17 protein-coding genes, 2 tRNA genes and 1 pseudogene are annotated in these 25,405 nt (G+C 38.0%); 6 read left to right on the forward strand and 14 right to left on the reverse strand.

Annotated elements, in window-relative coordinates:
- Positions 1–46: 46 nt before the first annotated feature.
- Entirely contained in the window at positions 47–613 is a 567-nt protein-coding gene (locus AOLE_RS13965; RefSeq protein ID WP_013198567.1) for a TetR/AcrR family transcriptional regulator, read from the reverse strand.
- A 916-nt stretch (positions 614–1,529) separates the two neighbouring features.
- Here AOLE_RS13965 and AOLE_RS13975 point away from each other — a divergent pair.
- On the forward strand, positions 1,530–2,618 hold the full coding sequence (locus AOLE_RS13975; protein ID WP_013198569.1) for a YjgN family protein: 1,089 nt from the start codon (positions 1,530–1,532) through the stop codon (positions 2,616–2,618).
- A 20-nt stretch (positions 2,619–2,638) separates the two neighbouring features.
- Positions 2,639–3,730: a M48 family metallopeptidase gene (locus AOLE_RS13980; protein ID WP_013198570.1), complete on the forward strand. Its 1,092-nt coding sequence runs from the start codon at positions 2,639–2,641 to the stop codon at positions 3,728–3,730.
- Between the two features lie 153 nt (positions 3,731–3,883).
- Here the strand turns inward: AOLE_RS13980 and AOLE_RS13985 are convergent, their stop codons facing one another.
- From AOLE_RS13985 to AOLE_RS14000, 5 genes are all read right to left on the reverse strand, one after another.
- The gene (locus tag AOLE_RS13985; protein ID WP_081399348.1) at positions 3,884–4,201 is read right to left on the reverse strand and encodes a hypothetical protein; all 318 of its coding nucleotides are present in this window, start codon (positions 4,199–4,201) and stop codon (positions 3,884–3,886) included.
- 368 nt (positions 4,202–4,569) lie between these two features.
- Positions 4,570–4,902 (reverse strand): aromatic-ring hydroxylase C-terminal domain-containing protein, encoded by a 333-nt coding sequence (locus tag AOLE_RS20920; protein WP_449682632.1) that lies wholly within the window; start codon positions 4,900–4,902, stop codon positions 4,570–4,572.
- On the reverse strand, positions 4,893–6,344 hold the full coding sequence (locus AOLE_RS13990) for an FAD-dependent oxidoreductase (RefSeq protein ID WP_013198571.1): 1,452 nt from the start codon (positions 6,342–6,344) through the stop codon (positions 4,893–4,895). Before AOLE_RS13990 ends, AOLE_RS20920 begins: the two co-directional genes overlap by 10 nt.
- Positions 6,345–7,087: 743 nt before the next feature.
- Positions 7,088–7,177: transfer RNA gene (locus AOLE_RS13995), tRNA-Ser, on the reverse strand.
- An 85-nt stretch (positions 7,178–7,262) separates the two neighbouring features.
- Positions 7,263–9,293, reverse strand: a complete 2,031-nt coding sequence (locus AOLE_RS14000) for an NADPH-dependent 2,4-dienoyl-CoA reductase (RefSeq protein WP_013198573.1) — start codon at positions 9,291–9,293, stop codon at positions 7,263–7,265.
- Positions 9,294–9,556: 263 nt separating this feature from the next.
- On the opposite strand from AOLE_RS14000, the gene argG reads away from it, so the two are divergent.
- Positions 9,557–10,915, forward strand: a complete 1,359-nt coding sequence (gene argG, locus AOLE_RS14005; RefSeq protein WP_009390370.1) for an argininosuccinate synthase — start codon at positions 9,557–9,559, stop codon at positions 10,913–10,915.
- 62 nt (positions 10,916–10,977) lie between these two features.
- Here argG and AOLE_RS14010 read toward each other — a convergent pair whose 3' ends face one another.
- Entirely contained in the window at positions 10,978–12,240 is a 1,263-nt protein-coding gene (locus AOLE_RS14010) for a GGDEF domain-containing protein (protein WP_005303451.1), read from the reverse strand.
- A 149-nt stretch (positions 12,241–12,389) separates the two neighbouring features.
- On the opposite strand from AOLE_RS14010, the gene pyrC reads away from it, so the two are divergent.
- The 3 genes from pyrC to AOLE_RS14025 all read left to right on the forward strand — a co-directional run bounded on the left by pyrC (position 12,390) and on the right by AOLE_RS14025 (position 14,165).
- On the forward strand, positions 12,390–13,424 hold the full coding sequence (gene pyrC / locus AOLE_RS14015; RefSeq protein ID WP_004793881.1) for a dihydroorotase: 1,035 nt from the start codon (positions 12,390–12,392) through the stop codon (positions 13,422–13,424).
- Positions 13,409–14,071: a ribonuclease T gene (gene rnt, locus AOLE_RS14020; RefSeq protein WP_002117536.1), complete on the forward strand. Its 663-nt coding sequence runs from the start codon at positions 13,409–13,411 to the stop codon at positions 14,069–14,071. Before pyrC ends, rnt begins: the two co-directional genes overlap by 16 nt.
- Before the next feature lie 18 nt (positions 14,072–14,089).
- Positions 14,090–14,165: transfer RNA gene (locus tag AOLE_RS14025), tRNA-Glu, on the forward strand.
- 84 nt (positions 14,166–14,249) lie between these two features.
- Here AOLE_RS14025 and AOLE_RS14030 read toward each other — a convergent pair.
- From AOLE_RS14030 to AOLE_RS14060, 7 genes and pseudogenes are all read right to left on the reverse strand, one after another.
- Positions 14,250–14,836: pseudogene (locus AOLE_RS14030) on the reverse strand (DUF2726 domain-containing protein).
- Positions 14,837–15,154: 318 nt separating this feature from the next.
- The gene (locus tag AOLE_RS14035; RefSeq protein ID WP_013198576.1) at positions 15,155–16,399 is read right to left on the reverse strand and encodes an NADH:flavin oxidoreductase/NADH oxidase family protein; all 1,245 of its coding nucleotides are present in this window, start codon (positions 16,397–16,399) and stop codon (positions 15,155–15,157) included.
- Positions 16,400–16,588: 189 nt separating this feature from the next.
- On the reverse strand, positions 16,589–18,184 hold the full coding sequence (locus tag AOLE_RS14040; RefSeq protein WP_081399184.1) for an ABC transporter ATP-binding protein: 1,596 nt from the start codon (positions 18,182–18,184) through the stop codon (positions 16,589–16,591).
- Complete coding sequence (locus AOLE_RS14045) at positions 18,159–19,169, reverse strand: ABC transporter permease (protein ID WP_013198578.1); 1,011 nt, start codon at positions 19,167–19,169, stop codon at positions 18,159–18,161. The genes AOLE_RS14040 and AOLE_RS14045 overlap by 26 nt, the downstream gene beginning before the upstream one ends.
- A complete protein-coding gene (locus AOLE_RS14050) occupies positions 19,169–20,221 on the reverse strand; it encodes a microcin C ABC transporter permease YejB (protein WP_013198579.1) in 1,053 nt (350 codons plus the stop codon). The genes AOLE_RS14045 and AOLE_RS14050 overlap by 1 nt, the downstream gene beginning before the upstream one ends.
- Before the next feature lie 31 nt (positions 20,222–20,252).
- Positions 20,253–22,088 (reverse strand): extracellular solute-binding protein, encoded by a 1,836-nt coding sequence (locus AOLE_RS14055; protein WP_035331470.1) that lies wholly within the window; start codon positions 22,086–22,088, stop codon positions 20,253–20,255.
- A 15-nt stretch (positions 22,089–22,103) separates the two neighbouring features.
- On the reverse strand, positions 22,104–25,319 hold the full coding sequence (locus AOLE_RS14060) for a lytic transglycosylase (protein WP_013198581.1): 3,216 nt from the start codon (positions 25,317–25,319) through the stop codon (positions 22,104–22,106).
- Positions 25,320–25,405 lie beyond the last annotated feature (86 nt).

A 25,405-nucleotide genomic window follows, 5' to 3' on the forward strand; every position in this document is an offset into this window, starting at 1 on the left:
AGGTAATATCCTTAATCCAAGTAATCTATTCATTTTGCCATATAAGTTATTCATTCATACTAGACAAACAGTTTGAAAAATAATCCAACAACTTCTCTCTTTCATCTGGCTTGTTTGGATCTAAAAGCTGAACCATTGCTCCATCAATCACAAACAAAAACATGTGAGCATCTTGTTTTGAAGCATTTGTGTTGGTGGTTAAAAGCAAATTATAGATTTCATTAATAAACCAGTTTCGATATTCAACGACCACCTGATAGACCTTTGGATGTGTTTTCGCAATTTCAAAAATAGCTTTAAAAGGTAAATGATAAAGTCCGTCTAAATCGGCATGTAAAAAGTAAAGCTTACGCAGTTTTTCAACTAGGGTTAATTCTTTTTGATCATGAATGATTGAAAGTACCTCATGTTTTAGCCCATCTTTTTGAAAGGTTAAACTCATTTGAATTAACCTTTCTTTTGAATGAAAGTAATTATAAAAAGTCGCTTTGGGGATTTTCGCTGACTCAATAATTCGGTCTACCCAGACATTGTGAAAGCCATAGTTGTTAAACAGATATCGGGAAGTGTGAAGCACACTTAAAGCACGAGATGGGAGATCTGAATGTGGCATAGTTTTACCGTTATAAAATAAATTCTTGTTGTATATAAATGAGATATAAAAACCACTGCCGTTTTTTGGGAGAAAAAAAGGCATAGCAAAGCCCCTAAAGACTGTGCTTGGCACATCTCAAGTTTTATTGTTGATTAAGTTTTTAGTTAAGACGAGTTAAAGTCTGAAAAACCCTATTGGCTTTCAAACTGCTCTAAAAGTTTAAGTTGTGTCGTTATAGCTTTTGACAAAGGCTGCCAAGAAATAATGAATGTGCAAAGCCAACTCCTTTTTATTGGGAGTTCTGCCAAAACATTAAAATTATGGTGGCAGAACGGAAGAAGGTTGACAGACTGGTCAAACGAGGCCAGCACACCCAAAGGTGTCCCCCTCCCGTTCCACCGCAGAGGGGGCACGAGGGTGCACACACCAAAAGTAAAAACCTTTAGTGCTCGTTTGAATCAGCCTGTCAAAGCCGGCTGGCAATGTGGCCAGCAGGCAAAGGATAGTGCTCTACCCTATTGCAGTCAAGCACACAAAACGACATTTGCTTTAAAATAGATCATTAAAAAGTAAGGATAAATAATGAGTGAGTTATTGTTAAAGAAGGGTTTATAACGGTATTGAAATTTATATAGATATATTAGTTTCGACAGGTAAGACTAGAATATAAAATGCTAAATGATGAAATGAATGAAGTAGAAAGTTTCAGTTAGAAATCGCAATAATTCACCAATATGCCTTTAAACCTATTATTTATACTTCTCTCGATCTGCTTTCTGCTCCGAACAACTCAATAAGAATATAATAGTAAAAATAGTTGTTTGCTTTTCATTCTATTTCTTTCTATTTATAAAAAATATATAATATTCTCAATAGCTTTCTAATTATCTATTACATTCAATCAAGATCATTTAGTTTCAATAAAGAGAATAAAATGCAAGAACAAGCTTTACCCTCATCTCCTCAAGATTTGAATGAGGATCAAAATATTACGTCCCCACCAATTTCTCAATCAGGAATTTATCATTTTAAGTTTCATGGTAAAGCTTCAGAATATTTTGGAATCTGGATCGTTAATATTCTTTTAACTATTATTACTTTAAGCTTATATGCACCGTGGGCTAAAGTTCGTCGCTTACGCTATTTCTATGGCAATACAGAATTTTTTGAACGTCGCTTTGATTTTACAGGCATTCCAACCAAGATTTTGATTGGACGTTTAATTGCATTAGGAATTTACGCCGTATTTGCAATTTCATCACAGTATTCAATGATTGCGACTGTGGTTGGACTAGTTGCATTATATACAGCAATACCTTGGCTAATTCGCGCTACTTTGCGTTTTACTGCAAGAAATAGTAAGTTCGGCAACGCACGTTTTTATTTTGGTGGAACCATAAAAGAATCTTATAAAGTCTTTCTTTTGAGTATATTGGTATATATTTTCACATTAGGAATTTTTACACCTGTAGCTATTTGGCTATATAAAAAATATTATCTAAACAACTTATATGCTGGACAATTAAATTTTAAATTAAACGCAAAATGGTCTGCATATATGGCTGCAGTTTATATACCAGTTTTTATTGCTATTGGTATAATTGCTATTTTTTCAATCATTTACTTTGCCATGGCAGGAACAATTGCTGGGTTCTCACCGAACGTTGCAGTCTTCGGAATAGTTATGGTATATGCATTTATTGGATTATTTATTTATCCATTAATTGCTGCACGTATTTTTATTACGACATGGAACAATACTACAGTTGGAAACAGTCAATTTAAAACAGACTGTAATCAATGGCGTTTTGCATGGATTGTAGCTTCAAACTGGATTGTAAAAATCTTAACCATAGGTTTAATGTCTGCTTGGGCTGCAGTTCGTATTCACAAATATCAGATTGAATCGATGAGTTTAATTTTATTAGATGATCCAGATCAAATGATGAATCTCGCTCAGCAAGAACAAAGTGCTTTAGCTGAAGAAATCAGTGACATTTTTGATATTGACATCTCTCTATAATAATCTGAGTTTACTTATTTATGTCCCAAGCAGTAGATATCATTTTCTATGATGGCATAGTGTCTAAACCTCACCATGCTCAGATTTCAGCTCAATCTAAATCTGAAGTTCTCATTCGGTATGGTGAGCAATTAGAACAACAACGTCATTATCAATATACTGATATGAAATTGATTGGTGCGCTGGGACAGTTACACCCAGTGATTGAATTATCTGATGATGCACGGATTGAATTTCATAGTGCATTACCAGAATGGTTTAATTACACAACTAAAAAGGTTCAACATTCGATTTGGAAACTTGAACGCTCTCCGAATCTTATTCTTTTTAGTGTAATTTTTGTGATTACTTTTGCGATCATTCTAGTGAAATGGGGTGTTCCAGCCACATCCCATTATCTTGCTTTTCAATTACCTGAGAATACTTTAAAGAAACTAGGTGATGAAGCCGAGAATTATGTATTAAATAATTGGACTGCACCCAGCCAATTAGCACAAACTCAAAAAGACCAAATTACTAAACAATATTTGAATACTGTTGCTGAAAACAGACCAGCCAAATTAGTCTTCCGTAAAGGCGATCATTTAGGGGCAAATGCTGTAGCGCTACCCAATAATACAATTATCGTCACAGATGAACTGATCAAAATGGCCCATACTAATCAGGAAATCTTAGGCGTATTAGCCCATGAACAAGGCCATTTGGTTTATCGCCATAGTTTGCAACAAGGGTTAACTAGTTTAGGCTTAAGTATATTATACATTGCAATGACCGGAGATAATTCAGACTTATTTACGTCATTACCTGCTGCTATGATAGGTGCAAATTACTCACGTAAATTTGAGTCAGAAGCCGATCTATATGCTTTACAGCTGATGGATAGGAAGCATATAGAAGTCTCGCACTTCGCAAATTTCTTACAACGTTTAAGCGATACAACAGAAGAAGGTATTGATAAAAAAAATCAGTCCAACCTACCAACTTCTCAAGAAGAATCTTCAGCTAATAAATTATCTACAGCTGTTCTTGATACTTTATCCTCTCATCCTGCAACTGAAGAGCGTATTCGAATGGTTCATGATTTTGAGAAAAAACAACATGCTAAAGATTAAATAGTAGAAAATGAAGATTCATGCCTAAGACACGATGAAATATAAAGTTAAGCTGAAATCTCAATCTGCTTAACTCAATCCAAATTTCCATATGAGTTGCCAAGTACTAAAACTTTTTAAAGGCACTCAAAATAATTTATAGGCTCACAGAGTCTATCTAGAAAATTTATGGTCTTTAGGAAGTGGAGCATCACATGGTTGATCCGTCTTTACATTGACCATTTTCACAGGCCCATCGTTGTAGATTGTTACCTTACAGCCTTTTACGACATATTCTTGTTGAATGCCACCGTACATTTCATCCTCAGAAACAGCAGATGCAACATCACATGCCTCGTCAACACGGCACATATCCTCTTGCCCACCTACAGCTTCTGCTCCAGCAGCTTCCATTACATCTACAGCACTCTCTTGTACTTCAGCATCTACAGCCTGTATTTTTGCTGCATATGTATTTGAAAGATTCATCATAAGAAAAATTGCAAGAAATAACTTACTACTAGGTTTTATTAAATTCATGAATTATCCATATCTCTTAATTTAAATTTGGTACATATCAGGCGATTTTACTTTGCAAGTTAGTGATGCAAAGGGGTTTATATTATAAGTAGCCATTTTACTCATAATTATACATATAGCAGCAACAGTTGACCCGAAAGAATTCTTCAAACAATTACAAGATATTGACCATTATGAAAGTGCAATTAACTACAAAATATAAAATTAAACTGAAACTTAATTCCACCCAACTCAATCCAAATTTTTATATGGATTGCTAAGTAATAAAAAAGCCCCTGCTTTTAACAGAGACTTTTCGAATTTGGTGAAGCAGTGAAATTCTAATTCAAACTAAGTATTGATGATATGGCTTTGTGCAACTCATTGTCCGCTGATTCAATTTTGTTGCTTTGCCAAGCAATATAGCCGTCTGGCCTGATCATTATGCAAGCATTTTCATCATTACCCCAAGAGCGAGAAAGTTCTCCATAAGAGTCTTCAACGTCTCTTTTTGGACCTACCTGTATAACGTTAATATCCAAGTTAAGCTGTTTATTCAGGTTGTCTACAGCAAGTTTCCATTTATCGCCTTGTAGCCAACAGAAAAGCGTAAACTTTCCATTTCCGATTAAGTCTAAGGTTGATATTTTTTTATGATTTTTGACTAGCCATATATGAGGAAGTTTATGACCAGAGGTAAATGAGGAAGTTTATGACCAGAGGTAAATGAGGGATAATAATGAAGATCTTCATCTCTACTAGAATCTATTTTATTTTCAATAGCAGACTCTGCTCCAACAATTGCAGATGAATGATACCTTACGTTAGTTTCTACGCCTAAGGCAGCAAATTCATAAGCTTTATATTCAATTGCAGATCTTAAATCACGGCGTTTAACAGCACCTTTTTCATTACCTTCGCTTAAGGCATTTATGCTTCCCTGCATCGTCTCTGTACTGTACTTTCCATCTAACTCTAAAGCAGAAAATATTGTAGAGAACTCTCTAACACTTTGATTTGCTCGTTTAACAATTCGCTCACCAACAGGTGCTCTTTCTTCATTAAAACTGTCTAATAAACCACTACCGGCTTTGCCATTTAATACAAATGCTAATTTCCAACATAAGTTATAAGCGTCTTGTATAGATGAGTTTGAACCTAATCCATTCGAAGGAGGATGACGATGGACAGCATCGCCAATACAGAAAACTCGACCTTTCGAGTATTGTTCTGCATACATTTCATTTACTGTCCATAACGACTTACTACTTATGTTTATTTCAATGTCGTTATCACCAATAAGCTGTTTGCAAATCGCAATCGCCTCATCATCGGTAAGAGATGGCTCTTCTTTTTCAATGTCATACCCCCAAACAATCTGCCATTCATTCCAAGGTCTGACCATCCGCAACAACCCTAGGCCAATCCCACCAATGTTTGCTCCGGGTTGTATAATCCACCACAGGTAACCAGGTCGATGCGAGACGTATTTGGCTAAATCGGCTTTAAAAATAATACTGATACTGCCACTTTTCCCCATTTTACCTGCCATAGGTAAATCTAAATCTTTTACGACTTGGCTACTTGCACCATCAGCTCCAATTAAATACTTACATCGGATTAAATATGTTTGTTTAGTTAATCTATCTAAAACAGTGACTGTTACGCCATCCTCATCTTGTACATGAGATAAGTATTCCGTATCAAATCTTGGATGACTGCCTCGTGATGCTGCATTTGAAAGTAAAATAGGTTCAAATAGGTGTTGAGGAAGATCGCACTGTTCACAAGGACTCGCTTTAGCATATTCTGACATTCTTTCAGGATGATTCATTCCATAAGGAAAGCGTCCAATTTCATCACCCGTTAAAGATGTGCAATAAACAACATCTCCCATGACTTCTTTTGGTGCTGCTTTTGCGATTACTTCATCTGAGATCCCCAAGTCTCGAACAATTTCCATAGTTCTTTGACTGATATAATGAGCACGAGGGCTGTTTGCCAGCCATCTATATTTAGTTATTATGATATTTCTAATTCCATAACTACTTAACATAAGTGCAGCAGAAGAACCAGCTGGACCACTTCCAACAATTAAAACATCAGTTTCTAACATTTTTATCCTATTACTTACATATTTTGACAGCTAAATAGTTATTACGTTTTTTTAAAGCAAATAACCATTTTGAATATAATATTGCTTCTAAAAACTCTTTTAGATCATGGAGGTAAAAACTTCACAACATTAAGTATTAAATAAGTCTATAAAAGTTATAAAGCAGATTTTTAATAAAATTGATATATCTTCACAGTTCAAGATTCTAATAAATAAAGGAAAATTTAAAAACCAAATGATCTAGAGTCTAAAATAAATATAACATTTATATTTTATTGGTAGCATTGGCAAATCTCTGCATATTTTATAATTTGAAAAAATAAAATTTATATTATCAATTTTAAAATTTCTTTCGATATTACTAGACTTAAAATCAGATAATTATTAAATAAAACTAAAAAATTCTGCTAAAAATATGATGAATGCAGTTATTTATAATATTAATTTTTTAATAATACAAAGGTTACAAATTATCCGATTATTCATTAATCCATCATTAGACCTTCTTCTCTTACATTAACTACATATAGATAATTTCATTGTTCAAAATAATCTAGTGAATCACTCATAGGTAGAAGAAGGTTTTCTTTTGATCTTTCTTCTAACAATTACAGATTCATTAAAGAGAACTATTTGCTGAAGAGAGCCATATTCAAGTTTTATATTGACCAATTTATATTTAATCAATATTGAAAATATAGACATAAAAAAAGCCCCTGCTTTTAACAGGGGCTTTTCGAATTTGGCGGAAGCGGTGAGATTCGAACTCACGGAGGACTCACACCCTCGTCGGTTTTCAAGACCGGTGCATTAAACCGCTCTGCCACGCTTCCATGTGCGTAAGAATACAAAGCTTATTCATTTTATTCAAGAAAAATATCATTGCTTTGTGTTCAAGTGCATATTGTTTCATCAATTTTACAATCGAGCAGCTAATTCTGCTCCTTCTTTGATCGCACGCTTCGCATCTAGCTCTGCTGCGAGCTTTGCTCCACCAATAATATGGTAGTTCGCTATAGTCGACTCACCTTCTTTTGGCATCAAGTCTTTTACCGACTCTTGACCTGCACACACTACAATAGTGTCTACGCGTAAAAGCTGATCTTGACCATTGTGCTCAATCCAAAGCCCTTCATCAGTGACAGCTTTATATTGCACACCACGTAACATACGCACACCATGCTTTTTAAGCTGTGCACGGTGTACCCAACCTGAAGTCTTGCCAAGGCCAATACCGAGAGGTGTTGTTTTACGTTGTAGTAAATAAATCTCGCGTATTGCTGGTTCAACCACTGGTGGCTGCATACCACCTTCAGAAACATAATTCGGATCTGGGTCTACACCCCATTCACGTTGCCACTCGGCTAAAGGTTGAGGCTGTGGTTGATGTGGAGGTTTAAGTAAAAACTCAGATACATCAAAACCAATACCGCCTGCACCAATCACTGCAACTTTTTGCCCAACTTCTGCCCCTTTTAAAACTTGAGCATAAGAAAGAACTTGTGGTGCATTGCTTCCTTCAATTTTTAATGCGCGTGGAATTACACCTGTTGCAACAATTACTTCATCAAAACCTTCGCGTTCAAGCTGCTCGCGATTCACGCGAGTATTTAAACGTACATCCACCCCTGTTTTTTCGAGTTGTACTTTGAAGTAGCGAATCGTTTCGTGGAATTCTTCTTTACCCGGCACAACTTTGGCAAAGTTAAATTGACCACCCACATCTGAAGTTGCTTCAAATAGCGTCACTGCATGACCACGGCTTGCCGCAACAGTTGCCGCGGACATACCTGCTACACCACCGCCTACAACAGCAATACGTTTAGGCTGCTTGGTTTTTAAATAAACCAGTTCTGTTTCATGGCCTGCACGTGGGTTCACTAAACAAGACACACGCTTATTTTTAAAAGCATGGTCTAAACAGGCTTGGTTACAAGCAATACAGGTATTAATTTCATCAACGCGGTTAGTCGCTGTTTTATTTACCCAAAAAGCATCGGCCAATAATGGACGTGCCATTTGAACCATATCTGCTTTACCTGTTGCCAAAATTTCTTCGGCAGTTTCAGGCATGTTAATACGATTCGACGCAATAATCGGAATAGAAATATGTTGTTTTACATGAGCCGTATAATCGACAAAAGCTGCGCGAGGCACAGACGTTACAATGGTCGGAACACGGGCTTCATGCCAACCAATGCCTGTATTTAATAACGTTACACCTGCCTTTTCTAGAGCTTTGGCAACAGTCACCACTTCTTGCATGGTGTTACCGTCATGAACTAAATCCAGTAAAGACAAGCGGAAACAAATAATAAATTTCTCGCCGACTTTGGCACGAATCGCTTTAACAATCTCGACCGGAAAACGCATACGGTTTTCAATGCCACCGCCCCAGCGGTCAGTACGCTGGTTCACGTGACTACTTAAAAACTGGTTAATTAAATAACCTTCCGAGCCCATAATTTCGACACCGTCATAGCCTGCTTTTTTGGCAATGTCAGCGCACTGAGCATAATCTTCAATTGTGCTGAGAATATTTTTTTCAGAAAGCTGACGTGGTTTAAATGGCGAAATTGGAGATTTAATGGCTGTTGAAGACACAACAAACGGTTGATAGCCATATCGGCCAGCGTGCAAAATCTGCATTAAGATTTTAGAGCCATGTTTATGAACAGCATGGGTTACCAAACGGTGCTGAGGAACATCAAAGAGACTGTTCATGGTTCCACCCGCAGGTGCCAACCATCCCTGACGGTTCGGAGAAATACCACCTGTCACAATCAGGCCAACCCCGCCTTTTGCACGCTCTTCAAAATAAGCTGCCAGTTTTGGGTAGTTAAAAAAACGGTCTTCAAGTCCCGTATGCATGGATCCCATCACCACACGGTTTTTAATGGTGGTAAAGCCTAAATGTAATGGTTTTAATAAATTGGCGTAACTTGTCATGCTGCGTCCCAATAGTTTTTGCAACTTGTTGCATAGTACTTTAATACTTTTTTGATAATTTTGGATGACCCAGAATTATTTTTTATTCGAGATTATGGTCAATCTATATATAAAGAAGACAATCCCTTATTTTCTTCAAATAATAAATACCAATCAGAACAAGTGAATTAATGCTTTTTTTGCCAAAAAAACCACCATGAATAGTGCTACAATAGCCGCCATTCAGAATTCTCGAGACCACCTCAACGGGGTCTTTTTTATAAATGTTAGGATTAGCAATGACTGATAATGCAACTATCTTGCAGCATGTACCAGTAGGCAAAAAAGTTGGGATTGCCTTCTCCGGAGGCCTAGACACTTCAGCTGCTTTATTATGGATGAAACAAAAGGGCGCAGAGCCTTATGCATATACTGCAAACTTAGGCCAGCCTGATGAAGATGACTACGATGCAATTCCAAAGAAAGCAGAACAATACGGCGCTGTAAAAGCTCGCTTAATTGACTGCCGCTTACAACTTGCACTTGAAGGTATTGCTGCAATTCAGTGTGGTGCATTCCATATCAGTACAGGTGGTGTTCCTTATTTCAATACGACTCCATTAGGTCGTGCAGTAACAGGTACAATGTTAGTTACTGCAATGAAAGAAGATGACGTAAACATCTGGGGTGACGGTTCAACTTACAAAGGTAACGATATTGAACGTTTCTATCGTTATGGTTTGTTGACCAACCCGAATCTTAAAATTTATAAGCCTTGGTTAGATCAAAACTTCATCGATGAACTCGGTGGCCGTGCAGAAATGTCACAGTTCCTGATCGACAACGGTTTTGACTACAAAATGTCAAAAGAAAAAGCGTATTCAACTGACTCAAACATGTTGGGCGCAACTCACGAAGCAAAAGATCTTGAATACTTAAATGCTGGTATCAAAATCGTTGACCCAATTATGGGCGTTGCTTTCTGGAAAGAAGAAGTTGAAATCAAACCAGAAGAAGTAACTGTACGTTTTGAAGAAGGTGTACCTGTTGCGTTAAACGGTCAAACTTTTAACAATCCAGTTGAGCTTATTCTTGAAGCAAACCGTATTGGTGGTCGTCATGGTTTAGGTATGTCTGACCAAATCGAAAACCGTATTATCGAAGCGAAATCTCGTGGTATTTATGAAGCACCGGGTATGGCCCTTCTTCATATTGCTTATGAGCGTTTGGTTACTGGTATTCATAACGAAGATACGATCGAACAATACCGCATTAACGGTTTACGCTTAGGTCGTTTACTTTACCAAGGTCGTTGGTTCGACTCTCAAGCGCTTATGTTGCGTGAAACGGCTCAGCGTTGGGTTGCTAAAGCCGTTACAGGTGAAGTGACTCTTGAACTTCGTCGTGGTAATGATTACACCATCATGAACACTGAATCTCCAAACTTAACGTACGAAGCTGAACGTTTAACAATGGAAAAAGGTGATTCAATGTTCTCGCCTATGGACCGTATTGGTCAGTTGACTATGCGTAACCTCGACATTACCGATACACGTGCAAAACTTGGTATCTATACAGATGCTGGTTTACTTTCAATCGGTCAAGGTTCTGCTATTCCTCAATTAGACAGTAAGAAAAAATAATTTTCTTATAGCGTCAAAAAAGGCCACCTATTAAGGTGGCCTTTTTATTTTTAATAATTTATTTAGGCAATTTCGGCGACTTGTAAAGGCTGATAATAAATCTGGTTACGCCCAAGCTGCTTAGCCCGATATAAAGCTTGATCGGCAGCATGAATTAAATTTTCCTGAGTAACTTTCAAGCCCTCTGTGTAAACAGTAAAACCCAAACTAATCGTTACATGCGTAGAGACCAAAGATGCAGCATGAGGAATCGCTTGGCGCTCAATCGCTTTATAAATATTGGCAGCCACAGCATATGCACCTTGAGCAGGTGTTTTTGGCAAAAGAACCACAAACTCTTCTCCGCCATATCGGGCAACAAAATCCACATGACGAATCGAATTCTTAATTGCAGAGGCAATAGACGAGATGACCTTGTCCCCCATCTGGTGCCCATAAAAGTCGTTATAGTTTTTAAAAAAATCGATATCAATGAATAAAACGGCCAATGGACGTTGTTCTTGTTTTGCACGATAGTAAAAAAAATCGAACATCTCATCGAAAGTACGTCGATTAGAAATTTTAGTGAGTGCATCTTGCTGACTTAAATGAAGCAACTCAGATGCCTCAATACGCAAAATCTTTTCGTTAAGCTCAGCAAGCTGATTATTTAAAAAAAGACTTCTTTCCCTAGACGTAAGCATCGTACTAATTGAAAACCCTAAAATACAGCTACCAAACAGTGCGCGCCCCAAAGCAATATAGTCACAATTCGCTTGCAATAAAATCAATGAAGAAAAAACAAAAATTGCTGCTGTTAAACCTACATAAAGCATATGTAGAGGCTTTATACCGCTTAAAATAAATCCGAGCATATATAAAAAAGAAAGTAGCAACATCGACTGATTTTTAAGAGCGATATTTCCAACACTCAGCAGTAACATTGCATTGAAAATAATGGTAAAAAATACAATCCCGCACGCAGCGATGTAAAAATATTCAGTGAGTTTTTTAAACTTGGCAAAAACCCAAAATAGCAGCAGCGCACAAGCAATGTTAATTGCGCTCAGTAAGCAATAAATAAAGTCCCAAGTAATGTAAGGTACGCCAATCACTAAGTAGTCTGTAGGGAGCGCTAATAAAATAAAAATTAGATAGGTGAGAACGCCACTTGCTAAAAATTTGGAGATATTTTGTTTAGTTCGTTCAAGATTTAAGCACCAGAACTTTTTTTCTAATTGATGAGGCAAAGGTGTGTTGGCATAACGATGGGTATGTAAAGTTACCAGATATTCTATTTCTTCTTTTGCTTTGAGTAATTCCTGTACATTTCCCCTATTTACCACTACCCGATTCCTACCTCTTACACATTAACAAAATATAACATTATTTTTTGAGGCCTCTTGCGCTTTATTTTGCCATTTGTCCGTAATTCTCGTTACCATTTTCACACTTTATCGATTATCATTTGTTTTATTTCGAAGTTTGAACTGCCTTGGACTCTATTACCCTGCTCCAGCCAGATGACTGGCATGCACATTTACGTGATGGTTTAGCATTAAAACGTACTGTACCTGATTTGGCTAAACAGTTTGCTCGTGCGATCTGTATGCCAAACCTTGTTCCACCTGTAAAAACTGTGGAAGAAGCGCTGGCTTACCGTGAACGTATTCTTGCTCATGTTCCAGAAGGTCTCAATTTTGACCCGCGTATGGTGCTTTATTTTACTGACTTCACCTCACCAGACGAAGTTCGTAAAATTAAAGAATCTGGACATGTAAATGCAATTAAACTTTATCCAGCGGGCGCAACCACCAATTCTGATAATGGTGTGAGTGATATTCGTAAGGTTTATGCAGTTATTGAACAATTAGAAGAACATCAAGTTCCGTTATTACTTCATGGTGAAGTAACTCATAACCATGTCGATATTTTTGACCGTGAAAAGCGTTTCCTTGACGAAGTACTCAACCCACTCTTAAAACAGTTTCCAAAACTTAAAGTTGTACTTGAGCACATTACAACAAGCGATGCGGCTCATTTTGTTTTAGAGCATGACCGTAATGTTGCGGCAACAATCACTCCTCAGCATTTATTATTTAACCGTAATGATATGTTGGTCGGTGGCATTAAACCGCATTTTTACTGTTTGCCAATTTTAAAGCGTCAAACACATCAAACAACTTTGCTTGAAGTTGCAACGAGTGGTAACCCTAAATTTTTCTTGGGTACAGATAGCGCTCCTCACTCACAAAATGCAAAAGAAAATGCGTGTGGCTGTGCGGGCTGTTATAGTGCACCTAATGCAATTGAGCTTTATGCCCAAGCATTTGACCAAGTGGGTAAATTAGAGCGCTTAGAAGGTTTTGCTAGCCATTTTGGCGCAGACTTCTACGGTCTACCACGTAATACTTCTACCATTACTTTGGTAAAAGAAGATAATCTTGTCCCAGAATCTTTTGATTATTTAGATGATCAAAAAATTATCCCGCTGCATGCCGGGAAAACGCTGCAATGGAGAAAAGTGTGACACAAGAAACCTCTGTCCCGGTCATTGGCCAACGTTTTCGTGGCTTCTTACCTGTTGTTGTTGACGTTGAAACGGCAGGTTTTAATGCCCAGACAGATGCATTGCTAGAAATTGCGTGCATTCCAATTGTGTATGATGCTCAGGGACAATTTGTCCCTGGTCCAGCATTTCATGCGCACATTAACCCGTTTGAGGGGGCTAACCTCGACCGTCGTTCGCTAGACTTTATTGGTATTGATCCATTCAATCCAATGCGTATAGCAATGGCTGAAGATGAACGGACTGCATTACGCCGTATTTTTAAATCAGTCAATGAAGTTCGTAAACAGCAACACTGTACGCATGCAGTATTGGTCGGTCATAACGCCCATTTCGATCTTGGTTTTGTTCAAGCTGCAATTGCGCGTACAAGCACAAAAAACCAGAACCCTTTTCATAGTTTTTCAGTCATGGATACAGTTACTTTAAGTGCTGTTATGTTTGGACAAACCGTCCTTGCTAAAGCCTGCATTCAAGCTGGAATTGAGTTCGATGGTAAAGAAGCACACTCTGCTTTATACGATACTCAGAAGACTGCTGAACTGTTTTGCTATATTTTGAACAAACTGTCTCCTTACCTACTTGACAGTTTGGTGGCGGCTTCTTAAGATACCGCCATCCTCAACGTCCCTATCGTCTAGAGGCCTAGGACATCGCCCTTTCACGGCGGTAACCGGGGTTCGAATCCCCGTAGGGACGCCATATTCTTTCTATAAAGAATCATTTCTTTAAATTATTTATCTCACTTCAAATTTCATCCATGAGATAAATTTTTTATTTTCAAAATCAAGACTTCAACTTTACTTCATCAATATATTGAGTGGGTTGTACACTTGGATCATCTTTCTCAATAATTATTGCATCAGCAACTAACTTTGTTTTTGTTAAATCTGGTTCTATTGAAACTTGAGCTAATGAAATTTTTGAAATATTAAAATCAGCATGTATTTGTGCAAGCTCTGGTGTTCTTTTATAACGTATAACTCTAAAACCAGCTTCTTGAATCAAAGCATCTCGCTCTGCATCAAAATTTTCTTTCCCCTTATGGCTAGAATCATCTAACTCAACAATAGCAACTATATTAAATGCTTTATCCAACACAACAAAATCAGCAACTTTGCGATTAAACAAATTACGTGTCGCATATCCTTGTGCTGTCATAAAAGCACAAAAGCAACTTGTGCCAAAATAATATGTTCAGGCAAGCCTTTTCTTAGCTTTATAAAAGTCAGTTGTTCATTCATGGTAATGATGCGCTTTCCCTTGATTAGGTTACGTTTTGCATTTCGATTTTTAGTTTCCCCTTTCTTTAAAACACTTAAAATTGCCAATATAATTATGGTCAAAAAAACCATGCCGACAAGCATAGACATTAAACTTCCCCTTGATAAACATCAAAAAAACCAACTGATCTTTAAAAATACAATTTAAAAACGGCTAGCTATAAATTATTTGTTTGATTTTAAAAGCTATTGTTTTATGTATTTGATGCTCTATTTTAGACTGTAATTTATAATTGTTTAAGTCCATCTATTTTTATATTTCTTAATTTTTATTACTTATAGTGCAAATACATTTATTTTATATACCTACCTTAGATAAACCATGCACAATTCAACTGTTTATGAATTATTCTTTTAGCTGGAAAAATAAATACGCCATTTCATTTGCTGAAATGGCGTATTTATTTTTTAAGCTGACTTACGCGAATTCACTTGTCCTTGAATCACCGCTTTAATATTGCCTTTGGCATAATTTAAAAACACCACAAGTGGTGAAAGTTTGGGATTTGGCTTTTTACCTTTGCCAATGGTTTTAAATTGAGCGGCGTACCAAATGATTTCCATGATTGCCATTTTATCGACAAAAGGTAAACCTGTTTTAATCGGTTTTACGGCATAACGCACGTCTTGCCCTGCAATTAAACGTTCTGTTAAATCGGTTTCCACGGCAAATGGGCGAGCAATACCAATAAAGTCACATGCACCACTTGCGAGTGCAGCATTCATGCCCTCGACGGTACGAAACCCACCTGTCACCATAAGCTTACACTTAACATGTTGGCGGATTTTCTCAGCAAAATCTAAAAAGTATGCTTCACGTGCAATCGTACTTGCTTTACGTTTGTCGGCCTTAGCTCCAGCCATTGCTGGTGCCTCGTAAGTGCCGCCTGAAATTTCAATTAAATCGATACCCGCTTCGTCTACTGCTTTAAACACTGAAATCACATCTTCTTCGCTAATACCGCCACGCTGGAAGTCAGCCGAGTTAAGCTTCACTGAAATAATAAAATTTTCAGAGGTTGCTTCACGTACCGCTTTATAAACTTCTAGTAAAAAACGAGTACGATTTTCAACTGAACCGCCCCACTGATCTGTACGCTTATTGGTTAATGGCGATAAAAACTGACTAATTAAATAACCATGTGCGCCGTGCAATTGCACGCCTTCAAAACCTGCTTTTTCACAGATCTGAGCTGCTGTCGCGAAACGTTTAATAATATCTAGAATTTCATCATGAATAAGTTCACGTGGCGTTCCAAACATGGTTGCTAAAGCTGGGCTAAAAGGTACTGCCGATGGTGCAACGGTTTCTTTATTTAAACCTTTTGGACACTGACGACCTGGGTGTGACAATTGAATCAATTGCACCATGCCATGTTTTTTACCTAAGGCCGCCCACTCTTTTAAGCGATCAAGGTCACGTTCAGTTTCAATAACCACAACACCCGGTTCATTTTTTGCTCCAGCATTTACCATGACATTGCCCGTAATGGCACAGCCAAGTTCACCTTTTGCCCAAGCACCATATAAGCCCAAATGTAAATCATTTGGTTGGCCTTCATAATTTGCAAGCGCCTCACTCATCGCACCTTTAATAATCCGGTTTTTAAAGGTGGTATTACGAATTGTGATGGGTTGTGCAATCTGGTTCATGGTTAACCTCTTTTTTTGATTTTTAGAGCAATTGCTCTAATTTAAATGAGTTATAGAGCGTGTCAAGACATAATCGATAACTGACAATAGCACATGTCAATTTTAAAGAATATAAAAATATGCAACTTTTTGCATAAGTTAAAAATTAAAACTATTTCATTAAAAAACAAATAATTAAGATTTATTTTTTTAAAGAGATGCTTTAATTAACTGTCTGGTATATTCAGTTTTCGGTTTAGAAAATAGGAGTTCTGTTTCCTGGTACTCAACGACTTTGCCATGACGTAATACCATCACTTTATGGCACAGTGATTTCACTATATTTAAATCATGACTAATAAAAATATAACTTAACTGCTCTTTTTGCTGTAATTGTCGCAACAACTTGATCATAGCTTTTTGCGTGGTCCGATCTAAAGCCGATGTAGGTTCATCCAAAACTAAAAGTTTCGGCTGAACCACTAAAGCTCTAGCTAAGGCCACACGTTGACGTTGACCGCCTGAAAGTTCATGAGGATAACGATGTTGAAAATCTTCAGCTAATTCAACTTTTACCAAAGCTGATTCAACTTCCTGTTTGATCTCGTTATCAGCCACTGCTTTCACTTTTAAACCTTCAGCAATAATCTGCCCCACCGTCATACGAGGGTTTAAACTGCCAAATGGGTCTTGGAATACAAGTTGAAAATCTGATCTCATCAATCGTAGCACTTTTGGCTGTAACTGATTCAAATCTTGCTCTAAAAAAACAATTTGCCCTTTACTCTTAACAAGCTGAACCAAAGCAAGGGCTAAAGATGACTTACCCGCACCACTTTCACCAACCACTCCAAGTGATTCACCTTGAGCAAGATCGAAACTCAAATCTTCTATTACGGTGAAATATCCTTGAATACGATTTAAAATTCCTTTTCTTATAGGAAATTGCACGCTGAGCTGTCGAACTGATAAAACATTCTGTTGAACGGGTCTAGACTCTACACTTCCCAAATCATGATCTAATAACTGTGCTGTATAAGTTGTTTTAGGGTTTGCAAAGATTTGGCTCAGTTCACCTTGCTCTACTACACGCCCACTTTGCAATACAATCAGTTTCTCAGCATAGCGATGTACTAAATTTAGGTCGTGGCTAATTAAAATAAGTGCCATTCCATATTTTGCTTGTAAAGATTTTAATAGCTCTAAAATCTGTATCTGTAAGACCACATCCAACGCAGTCGTAGGTTCATCAGCAATCAAAATTTTAGGCTGAAGCACTAATGTCATCGCAATCATGACACGTTGTTTTTGTCCACCAGAGAGCTCATGTGGATAGCGTTTTAAAAGTTGTTCTGGTTCAACAATTCCCACATCTTCTAGCAGTTCAACTATTTGTTGTCGAACCTCGCGTTTTGAAAAACCTGATAAAAGAAGATTTTCCCCTATGATTTTTTCAACCCTATGTAGCGGATTTAACGCACTAGCAGGCTCCTGAAAAATCATAGCGATTTGACGACCACGTAAATTTGATTGAGCTATTTCATCTAACTCAAGCATATTTTTTGAGCCAATCCAGACCTGACCCGTTACTTCTAATTTTTGTTGTAGCAATCCCATTATTGCTAAGCAGCTTATCGATTTACCTGAACCACTTTCGCCCACAATAGCGAGTGTTTCACCTTCACTTAAGGAAAAATTTAGATCTTCTAATAGAATCTTTTGGTCTTTGGTTTGAACCGAAAGATGTTCTACCTTTAATAACGTTGAGGTGATATTTAAATTATTTTCTTGGGTCAAACGCATCACGGGCCGCCTCCCCAATATAAATTAAAAGTGAAAGAACAATAGCCAGACTAAAAAAGCCTGAAATTGCTAGCCATGGCGCATCTAAATTATTTTTACCTTGCAACAATAACTCGCCTAATGAGGCTGCATCGGGTGGCAGTCCATACCCTAAAAAATCAAGAGCAGTTAAAGCACTAATATTGGTTGTTAAAATAAAAGGTAACTGAGACAAACTCGAACTGATCGCATTGGGCAAAATATGCTTAAAAATAATAGCGCGATCGGTCACTCCCAAAACTTGGGCTGCACGAACATAATCCAATTGGCGAGCTTTCAAAAATTCTGCTCTGACAATACCCACCAAAACGGTCCAGCCAAAAAATAACATAATGAAAAAGAGCCAATATACATTTGGAACAAACATACTGACTAAAATCATGACCATAAAAAGCATGGGTAAGCCATTCCAGACCTCAACCAAACGTTGTCCTAATAAATCTACCCAACCGCCATAGTAACCTTGAATGGCGCCTACGGTAATTCCAAATAAAGCGGAACAAAATGTTAAGGCTAAACCGAAAAGCAACGATACTCTTAATCCATAAAGAATACGGGCGAAAACATCCCTTCCTTGATCATCTGTTCCCAACCAGTTTTGCTTGGAGGGTGGTGAAGGTACAGGAACGGCCAAATCTAAATTGGAAGTTTGATATGAAAATTGAATGAGCGGCCAAACTACCCATCCTTTAGCCTCAATAAGCGCTTGTACGGCGGGGTCTTTATAATCAGCTTCTGTTTCAAACACCCCACCAAACGCAGTTTCAGGATAAGTTTTTAACACGGGTAAATAGTAAGAATCTTCATACTTCACTAACAGCGGTTTATCGTTAGCAATCAACTCCGCCGCTAATGACAAAATCAAAATCAGACTAAATAAAATGAAGCTGGCCCAGCCCAATTTATGCTGTCTAAAACGCTGTAATCGTGTACGCACAATCAGAGACATTACTTGCCTCCTTGTGCGTCAAAGTGAATTCGTGGATCAATCCATTGGTACAACACATCACATATGAGACGTAAAATTAGGCTAAATAAAGTAAAGAAAAATAAAACCCCAAAAATAACAGGATAGTCACGCTGGACAATTGCTTCAAAGCCCAACAAACCCACCCCATCTAAATGGAAAATAATTTCTACAAACAGATTACCCACAAAGAAAATGCCCGCTAACACTTCTGGCAAGCCTGCGAGCACAACTAAAATGGCATTACGAAAAACATGCTTATATAAGACCTGTTGGCTGTTCAAACCTTTTGCATAGGCTGCCAAAACGTAAGGTTTATTGAGTTCTTCTAAAAATGAGTATTTAGTTAAATAGGTTAAACTGGCAAAACCGCCTAATACCATCGTAATCAGTGGCAAAGTCATATGCCATAAATAATCGGTAACTTTGCCCCAAAGACTAAGTTGATGAAAGTTATCTGATACTAAATTTTGTAAGGGAAACCATTGAAAATAAGAGCCACCTGCAAAAAAAACAACTAACAAAATGGCAAATACAAAACTTGGTACAGCATATCCCACTACAAGAACTAACGAGGTGGACCGATCAAACCATGAGCCTTGCTGTTTTGCTTTCTTAATTCCCAGCGGAATAGAAATTAAATAAATCAGAAAAGTGCTCACCAGTCCAAGTGAAATCGAAACAGGTATTTTTTCCCACAACAATTGCACGACTGGTTTATCTTTAAAGAAACTTTGCCCAAAATCTAAAGTTAAATAGCCTTTTAACATTAGAAAAAATCTTTCAGGGGCAGAACGATCAAAGCCGTACTGAGCCTTAATTTGCTCAACCATTTCAGGGCTTAAACCTTGAGCACCTTGATAATAAGTTTCTGCACTCAATGCACGACCAACTCCCAAATCACTTTGTGCCTGATGTATTGCTTGCTCAACTGGCCCACCCGGTGCAATTTGCACAACCACAAAGTTAATCAATAAAATGACAAACAATGTGGGAATCATTAAAAGAAGTCGCTTCAGAATATATGAACCCATATAACAGGATTTCCTTTATGGCAGGTGCTTTTTATTGTTGATGTAAATATTTGGCAACTGTTTTGGCTTTGTTTGCATCACTCCACCAATATTCTATTCCGGAAGAAAGTGCTGGTTTAACTTTAGGTTGTTGATACATATTCCAATAAGCATACCAGTTTTCACCTTTACCATAGGTCGGAATTTGATAATAACCAGCTCTAAGCAATCGATCGAGAATGCGAGTATAAATAATCTGTTGTTCACGGCTTTTACTTGCAACGAGTTTTGAAATCACTTGATCAATTACTGGGTTGCGAATACCTGCATAATTATAATTCCCATCCTGCGCTGCGGCGATACTTCCCCAAAACTGAGTTTGTTCATTGCCCGGGTTGAGAGATTGCGGCAGATTCATTGTGGTCATATCAAAATCGTAACGACGAGTCCTTTCTAAATATTGCGGAGCATCGACCTGACGCAAATTAACTGCAATGCCTAACTTTTTTAGGTTACGAATAAAAGGTAAAAGTGTTCGTTGTTTACCATCTTGCTGAATTAAGAACTCAAGCTGAACTTTTTTTCCTTCTGGCGTAAATAATTGCCCTTCTTTAACTTTATAACCAGCCTGTATGAGTAATTGTCTGGCTGTTAACAAGTTCTGACGGTTGAACCCACTTGCATCCGACACTGGATATTTCCAGTTTGCTAAAACACCTTGTTGCATGAGTGGAGATAACTTAGGCAATAACGGTTTTAACAAGTCTAATTCAGTTTTTGAAGGTCGACCTGTTGCTGCTAATTCACTATTTTCAAAATAACTTTGAAGACGTTGATATTGACCATAAAACAAAGCTTTATTTTGCCATTCAAAGTCATAGGCATAGGTTAAGGCTTGTCTAAAACGAATATCATTTAAAGGTTTTCGTCTGGTGTTAAAAACATAACTTTCAGTGGCAATCGGGTTATGGTGACGAAACTTATATTGAGTAACCAGTCCAGCTTTTACGGCAGGAAAACGATAATCTGTTACCCATTTTTTAGGATTAGTTTCTTCATGCAAAGTGTATTGCCCAGATTTAAATCCTTCAAAAGCAATATCCCAATTTCGATAATAGACATATTTTAATCGGTCAAAATTATAACGCCCCTTGTTAATAGGCAAATCTTTTGCCCAATAATTTGGGTTTCTTTTATAACTAATGCTTCTACCTGCATCAACTCGTTCAACTACATATGGCCCCGAACCAATAATCGGTTGTAGGGTAATTCGCCTAAAATCTCTTTTTTGCCAATCTGCTTTTGAATAAATCGGTAAGGTTGCCAAAATGAATGGCATTTTAGGATTATGGGTAGACTTAAAACTAAACTTTACCTGATGGGCGTTTATTACTTCTGTTTTTGCCAAATCAGCAAGGTACATCTGTAAACCTAAATTGGACTTCGTCTGATAGGCATCAAAACTAAATTTAACATCTGCCGCTGTGACTGGCTGTCCATTACTAAAACGCGCTTTAGGGTTTAAATAGAAAGTAACAGACTGCGTTTTTTCTGGGTCATAACTCACTTTCTCAGCTAAAAGCGGATATAAAACCCCGACCTCATCTAATGATTGAGTCATTAAAGTATCAAAAAGATAATTAACGCCCTCAGTAGCATTCCCCTTACCATTCATACTATTGAGGTTATCAAAAGTTCCTTGAGCTGCCTGACTTAACAGACCACCTTTAGGAGCATTCGGGTTTGCATATGGCATAGCCAACATTCCTAAATATTTAGGTTTGGAATGAATCGCTATATATGAAGTGGTTTGCTGTGCCGAAAAAACTGCATGCGAAACGACACTGAGCCCGACTAGCAGGCTCAGTTGAAAAGATGATTTATGCATAAGTTGCTAATTATTTTATAAATTAGGCACTTTAATAACATCACCAATGCGAAGCTGAGTAGAAGGTGTCAAATTATTCAGCTCAGCCAAGAAATTGGTTTCTAAACCATATTTGCTAGCAAGACCAATTAATGTATCACCACGCTTCACTTTGTATTCCACAACAGTTTTTGGAATCACAATATTTTGACCGCGCTGTAAATTAGCACTCGCTTTTAATGCATTCATTTCAGCAAGTTCACGAACTGAAATGCCTGCACGGCTCGCAATACTATTTAAAGACTCTCCAGATTTCACAGTATATCTTTCAGTGTTTTTACCAGCCACAACTGTTTTAGTTGAAGACTTGGTGTCTACTTTAGCTGTTTCTACTGTAGGTACATCACCTGTTAGCTTTAAACGTTGCCCGACACGAACGCTACTGGTACGTGAAAGACCATTTAATGAAGCAAGGTAGTCCAACTGTAAGTGGTAACGGTTAGCGATATTACCTAAGCTATCACCAGATTTAACTGTATAAGTTTCTGGTGTTTCTTCTTTAGTATTTTTAGAAGGCTTAGTTGGTGCTTCTTCTTCAACTGTACCTGTGAGTTTTAAACGTTGACCAGCACGTAACCCAGCAGTACGAGACAAACCATTTAAGTCAGCCAAATAACCTGTTTGTAAGTTATATTTACTTGCAATCGCATTTAAGCTATCACCCGACTTTACAACGTATTGTTCTGGAACACTTAACCCTGCTGGTACTTTTATCGTTTGACCAAGCTGTACATGGCTATTTGCTTTTAGGTTATTTAACTCGGCTAACTCAGCTAGGCTAATTTTTGATTTCGTTGCAATACTCGATAAAGTATCACCGCGCTGTACTTTATAGCCTTCTGTTTTATAAGAAATACTAACAGCAGCTTTCTCAGATTTACTAGAAGTTTTAGTTTCAGCAACTTCATCTACAGAAATATCTTGTGTAGGTACATTAATTTTTTGGCCAGCCATCAAGTTACTACCAGCCGATAAACCTGGCGTTAATTCAGCAAGTTCTTGATTAGAGAGCGCATAACGATCTGCAATTAATTTAAGGTATTCACCGCGCTTCACAGTATAACTTTTCGTTGCTATACGCTTTGCATTTGCTTGAACTGCTTTCGGCTCAACTTTCGTACTTGAGCGACTATTCTTCGGCTCTTTTAACAGTAATTTTTGCCCAACAAACAGACCATCTGTTACTGATAAATCGTTATATTCAGCCAATTGTCTTACTGACAAATTAAACTGATTAGCAACACCGCTTAAACTGTCATTAGCTTCAACTACATATACATCTGGTTTAGCTGTACTTTTCGATGTTGGTTGAGTTTCTTGCGGTTTAGCATCATAGAGGTAAAGCGTTGAACCTACATATAACGTCTTTTCAGGGTCAATCTGGTTCCACTTCGCAACATCGCGCCAGTTTACGCCATTTTTCATTGCAATAACGGCCAACGTGTCACCCGGTAAAACGGTATAAGTACTGCGCTTACCTTTAGGCTGTACAACCACTACATCAGTATCAGTCTTAATGTAAGGTTTGTCTTTATTACGTTGTCCGTCCTCAGAGTTCGCTACGGTCACGTCTTCAGCTAAAGTTTTTGGGTAAGCAAAACCTCTACTGACCTCTTTACCTTGTTGCTCTGCAACTGACTGGCTCGTCTGAATTGCAGTTAACCTAATTTTGCCATCATACGGATCGACAATTTCAGTTCCTTTTGGTGCAATTGCTTTTAATTCAGCAACCACCTGATCTTTTTCAGCTTGTGTTGGTTGTGGCTCTAAAGCTTGCTGAACTGTTTCTTTCTCACCTTCAGCTCGAACTGCCGCTAAAATCTTTTCGCGCTCTGCAGCCGAAATTGGTGGCTCCATCTTAACAGGCTTCGTAATGTTAGCTGCATTGGTCACAGCTACAGGAATACGCGGCGCACTTGGTACATCCGCGGATGCTGCAAAAGCAGCTAACGCATCTGAACCACGTGGTGTAGATTTTGAAATCGTTGAAGTATTCTTCACTGGTGAAGAAGGTTTAACTGGCTGAACTTGTGTGGTTGGTGTTGTTCTTGTTGTCACTGTAGTAGAAGGACTAACAGTTGTAGGTGTAGATGGTGAAGTTGCATTTGCCCACCAACCTGAGCTACCACCCGTTTTTTTCCCTTTTAATTTATTATCAATTGAAGGACTTAAATCTGCTGGAATCAAAATACGCATTGGACTCGCAGGGTCTACTGCTTCACCACGATATCCTGGGTTCAATGCATAAAGTTCTGCACGGCTTAATCCTGCTGTAGAAGCAATTTCATTTAACGTTAAAGGTGCAGATAAAGTCACTTCACGGAAATGGGGTCTATTTGCAATAGGTGGTAGTTCTACACCATAAGCCTTTGGATTTTTAATAATTTGAGCAACAGCTAAGAAACGTGGAACATAGTTCATTGTTTCTTGAGGCAATTTTAATGACCAATAATCAGTTGGCAAACCAGCAGCTTGGTTGCGGTTAATCGCTTGCTGAATACGTCCAGGGCCAGCATTATAAGCAGCTAATGCAAGTTCCCAAGAACCAAATTGGTTATAAAGGCTTCCTAAAAACTCATAAGCTGCGCGAGTCGATTCAACCACATCTCGGCGCCCATCATACATACCTGTTTGCTTTAAGCCATAAATACGGCCAGTACTTGGAATAAACTGCCAAAGGCCCGCTGCTGCTGCACTACTTGTTGCAGCTGGGTCATAAGAACTTTCAATTACCGGTAATAATGCAAGTTCTGTCGGTAAGCCACGGCGTTCAGCTTCTTTCACAGTATGGTACAAATAACGACTGGCACGAGCACTCAAGCGATCAAGGTAAGGCTGACGAGAAATAAACCAGCTACGCTGAGCTTCAATACGTGAATCCCAATGATTCAAGTCCATTTTGAAACCAACAGACATACGCTTCCAGACATCACCATGCTTCAAAATAAGCAGACGATCGCCTTCTACAGCGCGCATATCGGTTGCTGAAAGTAAGTCTTCCAAAGAGTCAAGACTACTCGCATCTAAATAACCTGCACCACTGACCTGTTTCGATTTTGAGGTTTTTGCAGATTGCGGAGTCGATGAACAGCCTGTTGTAATACCCAACGCAGCTAAAGCAGAGCTAAGTACGGTAATTTTGAACAATGATGCCGCAGATGGCTGCCACACAAATGTGGTTGGTTTATACATAAAAACTTCCAAACAACTCGCGTAATATTTTTTTGGGGTCTGGCCACAAACCCTAGGTCTTCGATGCCATTGTAGTAAAGCGTGCA

Origin of the sequence: Acinetobacter oleivorans DR1 (assembly GCF_000196795.1) — a bacterium.
Classification (GTDB): domain Bacteria; phylum Pseudomonadota; class Gammaproteobacteria; order Pseudomonadales; family Moraxellaceae; genus Acinetobacter; species Acinetobacter oleivorans.

What these genes read in the sequence shown, in the direction of transcription:
- AOLE_RS13965 (WP_013198567.1), bottom strand. Translation starts at nt 613, where the DNA reads ATGCCACATTCAGATCTCCCATCTCGTGCTTTAAGTGTGCTTCACACT.
- AOLE_RS13975 (WP_013198569.1), top strand. Translation starts at nt 1,530, where the DNA reads ATGCAAGAACAAGCTTTACCCTCATCTCCTCAAGATTTGAATGAGGAT.
- AOLE_RS13980 (WP_013198570.1), top strand. Translation starts at nt 2,639, where the DNA reads ATGTCCCAAGCAGTAGATATCATTTTCTATGATGGCATAGTGTCTAAA.
- AOLE_RS13985 (WP_081399348.1), bottom strand. Translation starts at nt 4,201, where the DNA reads ATGATGAATCTTTCAAATACATATGCAGCAAAAATACAGGCTGTAGAT.
- AOLE_RS13990 (WP_013198571.1), bottom strand. Translation starts at nt 6,344, where the DNA reads ATGTTAGAAACTGATGTTTTAATTGTTGGAAGTGGTCCAGCTGGTTCT.
- AOLE_RS14000 (WP_013198573.1), bottom strand. Translation starts at nt 9,293, where the DNA reads ATGACAAGTTACGCCAATTTATTAAAACCATTACATTTAGGCTTTACC.
- argG (WP_009390370.1), top strand. Translation starts at nt 9,557, where the DNA reads ATGTTAGGATTAGCAATGACTGATAATGCAACTATCTTGCAGCATGTA.
- rnt (WP_002117536.1), top strand. Translation starts at nt 13,409, where the DNA reads ATGGAGAAAAGTGTGACACAAGAAACCTCTGTCCCGGTCATTGGCCAA.
- AOLE_RS14035 (WP_013198576.1), bottom strand. Translation starts at nt 16,399, where the DNA reads ATGAACCAGATTGCACAACCCATCACAATTCGTAATACCACCTTTAAA.
- AOLE_RS14045 (WP_013198578.1), bottom strand. Translation starts at nt 19,169, where the DNA reads ATGTCTCTGATTGTGCGTACACGATTACAGCGTTTTAGACAGCATAAA.
- AOLE_RS14050 (WP_013198579.1), bottom strand. Translation starts at nt 20,221, where the DNA reads ATGGGTTCATATATTCTGAAGCGACTTCTTTTAATGATTCCCACATTG.
- AOLE_RS14055 (WP_035331470.1), bottom strand. Translation starts at nt 22,088, where the DNA reads ATGCATAAATCATCTTTTCAACTGAGCCTGCTAGTCGGGCTCAGTGTC.
- AOLE_RS14060 (WP_013198581.1), bottom strand. Translation starts at nt 25,319, where the DNA reads ATGTATAAACCAACCACATTTGTGTGGCAGCCATCTGCGGCATCATTG.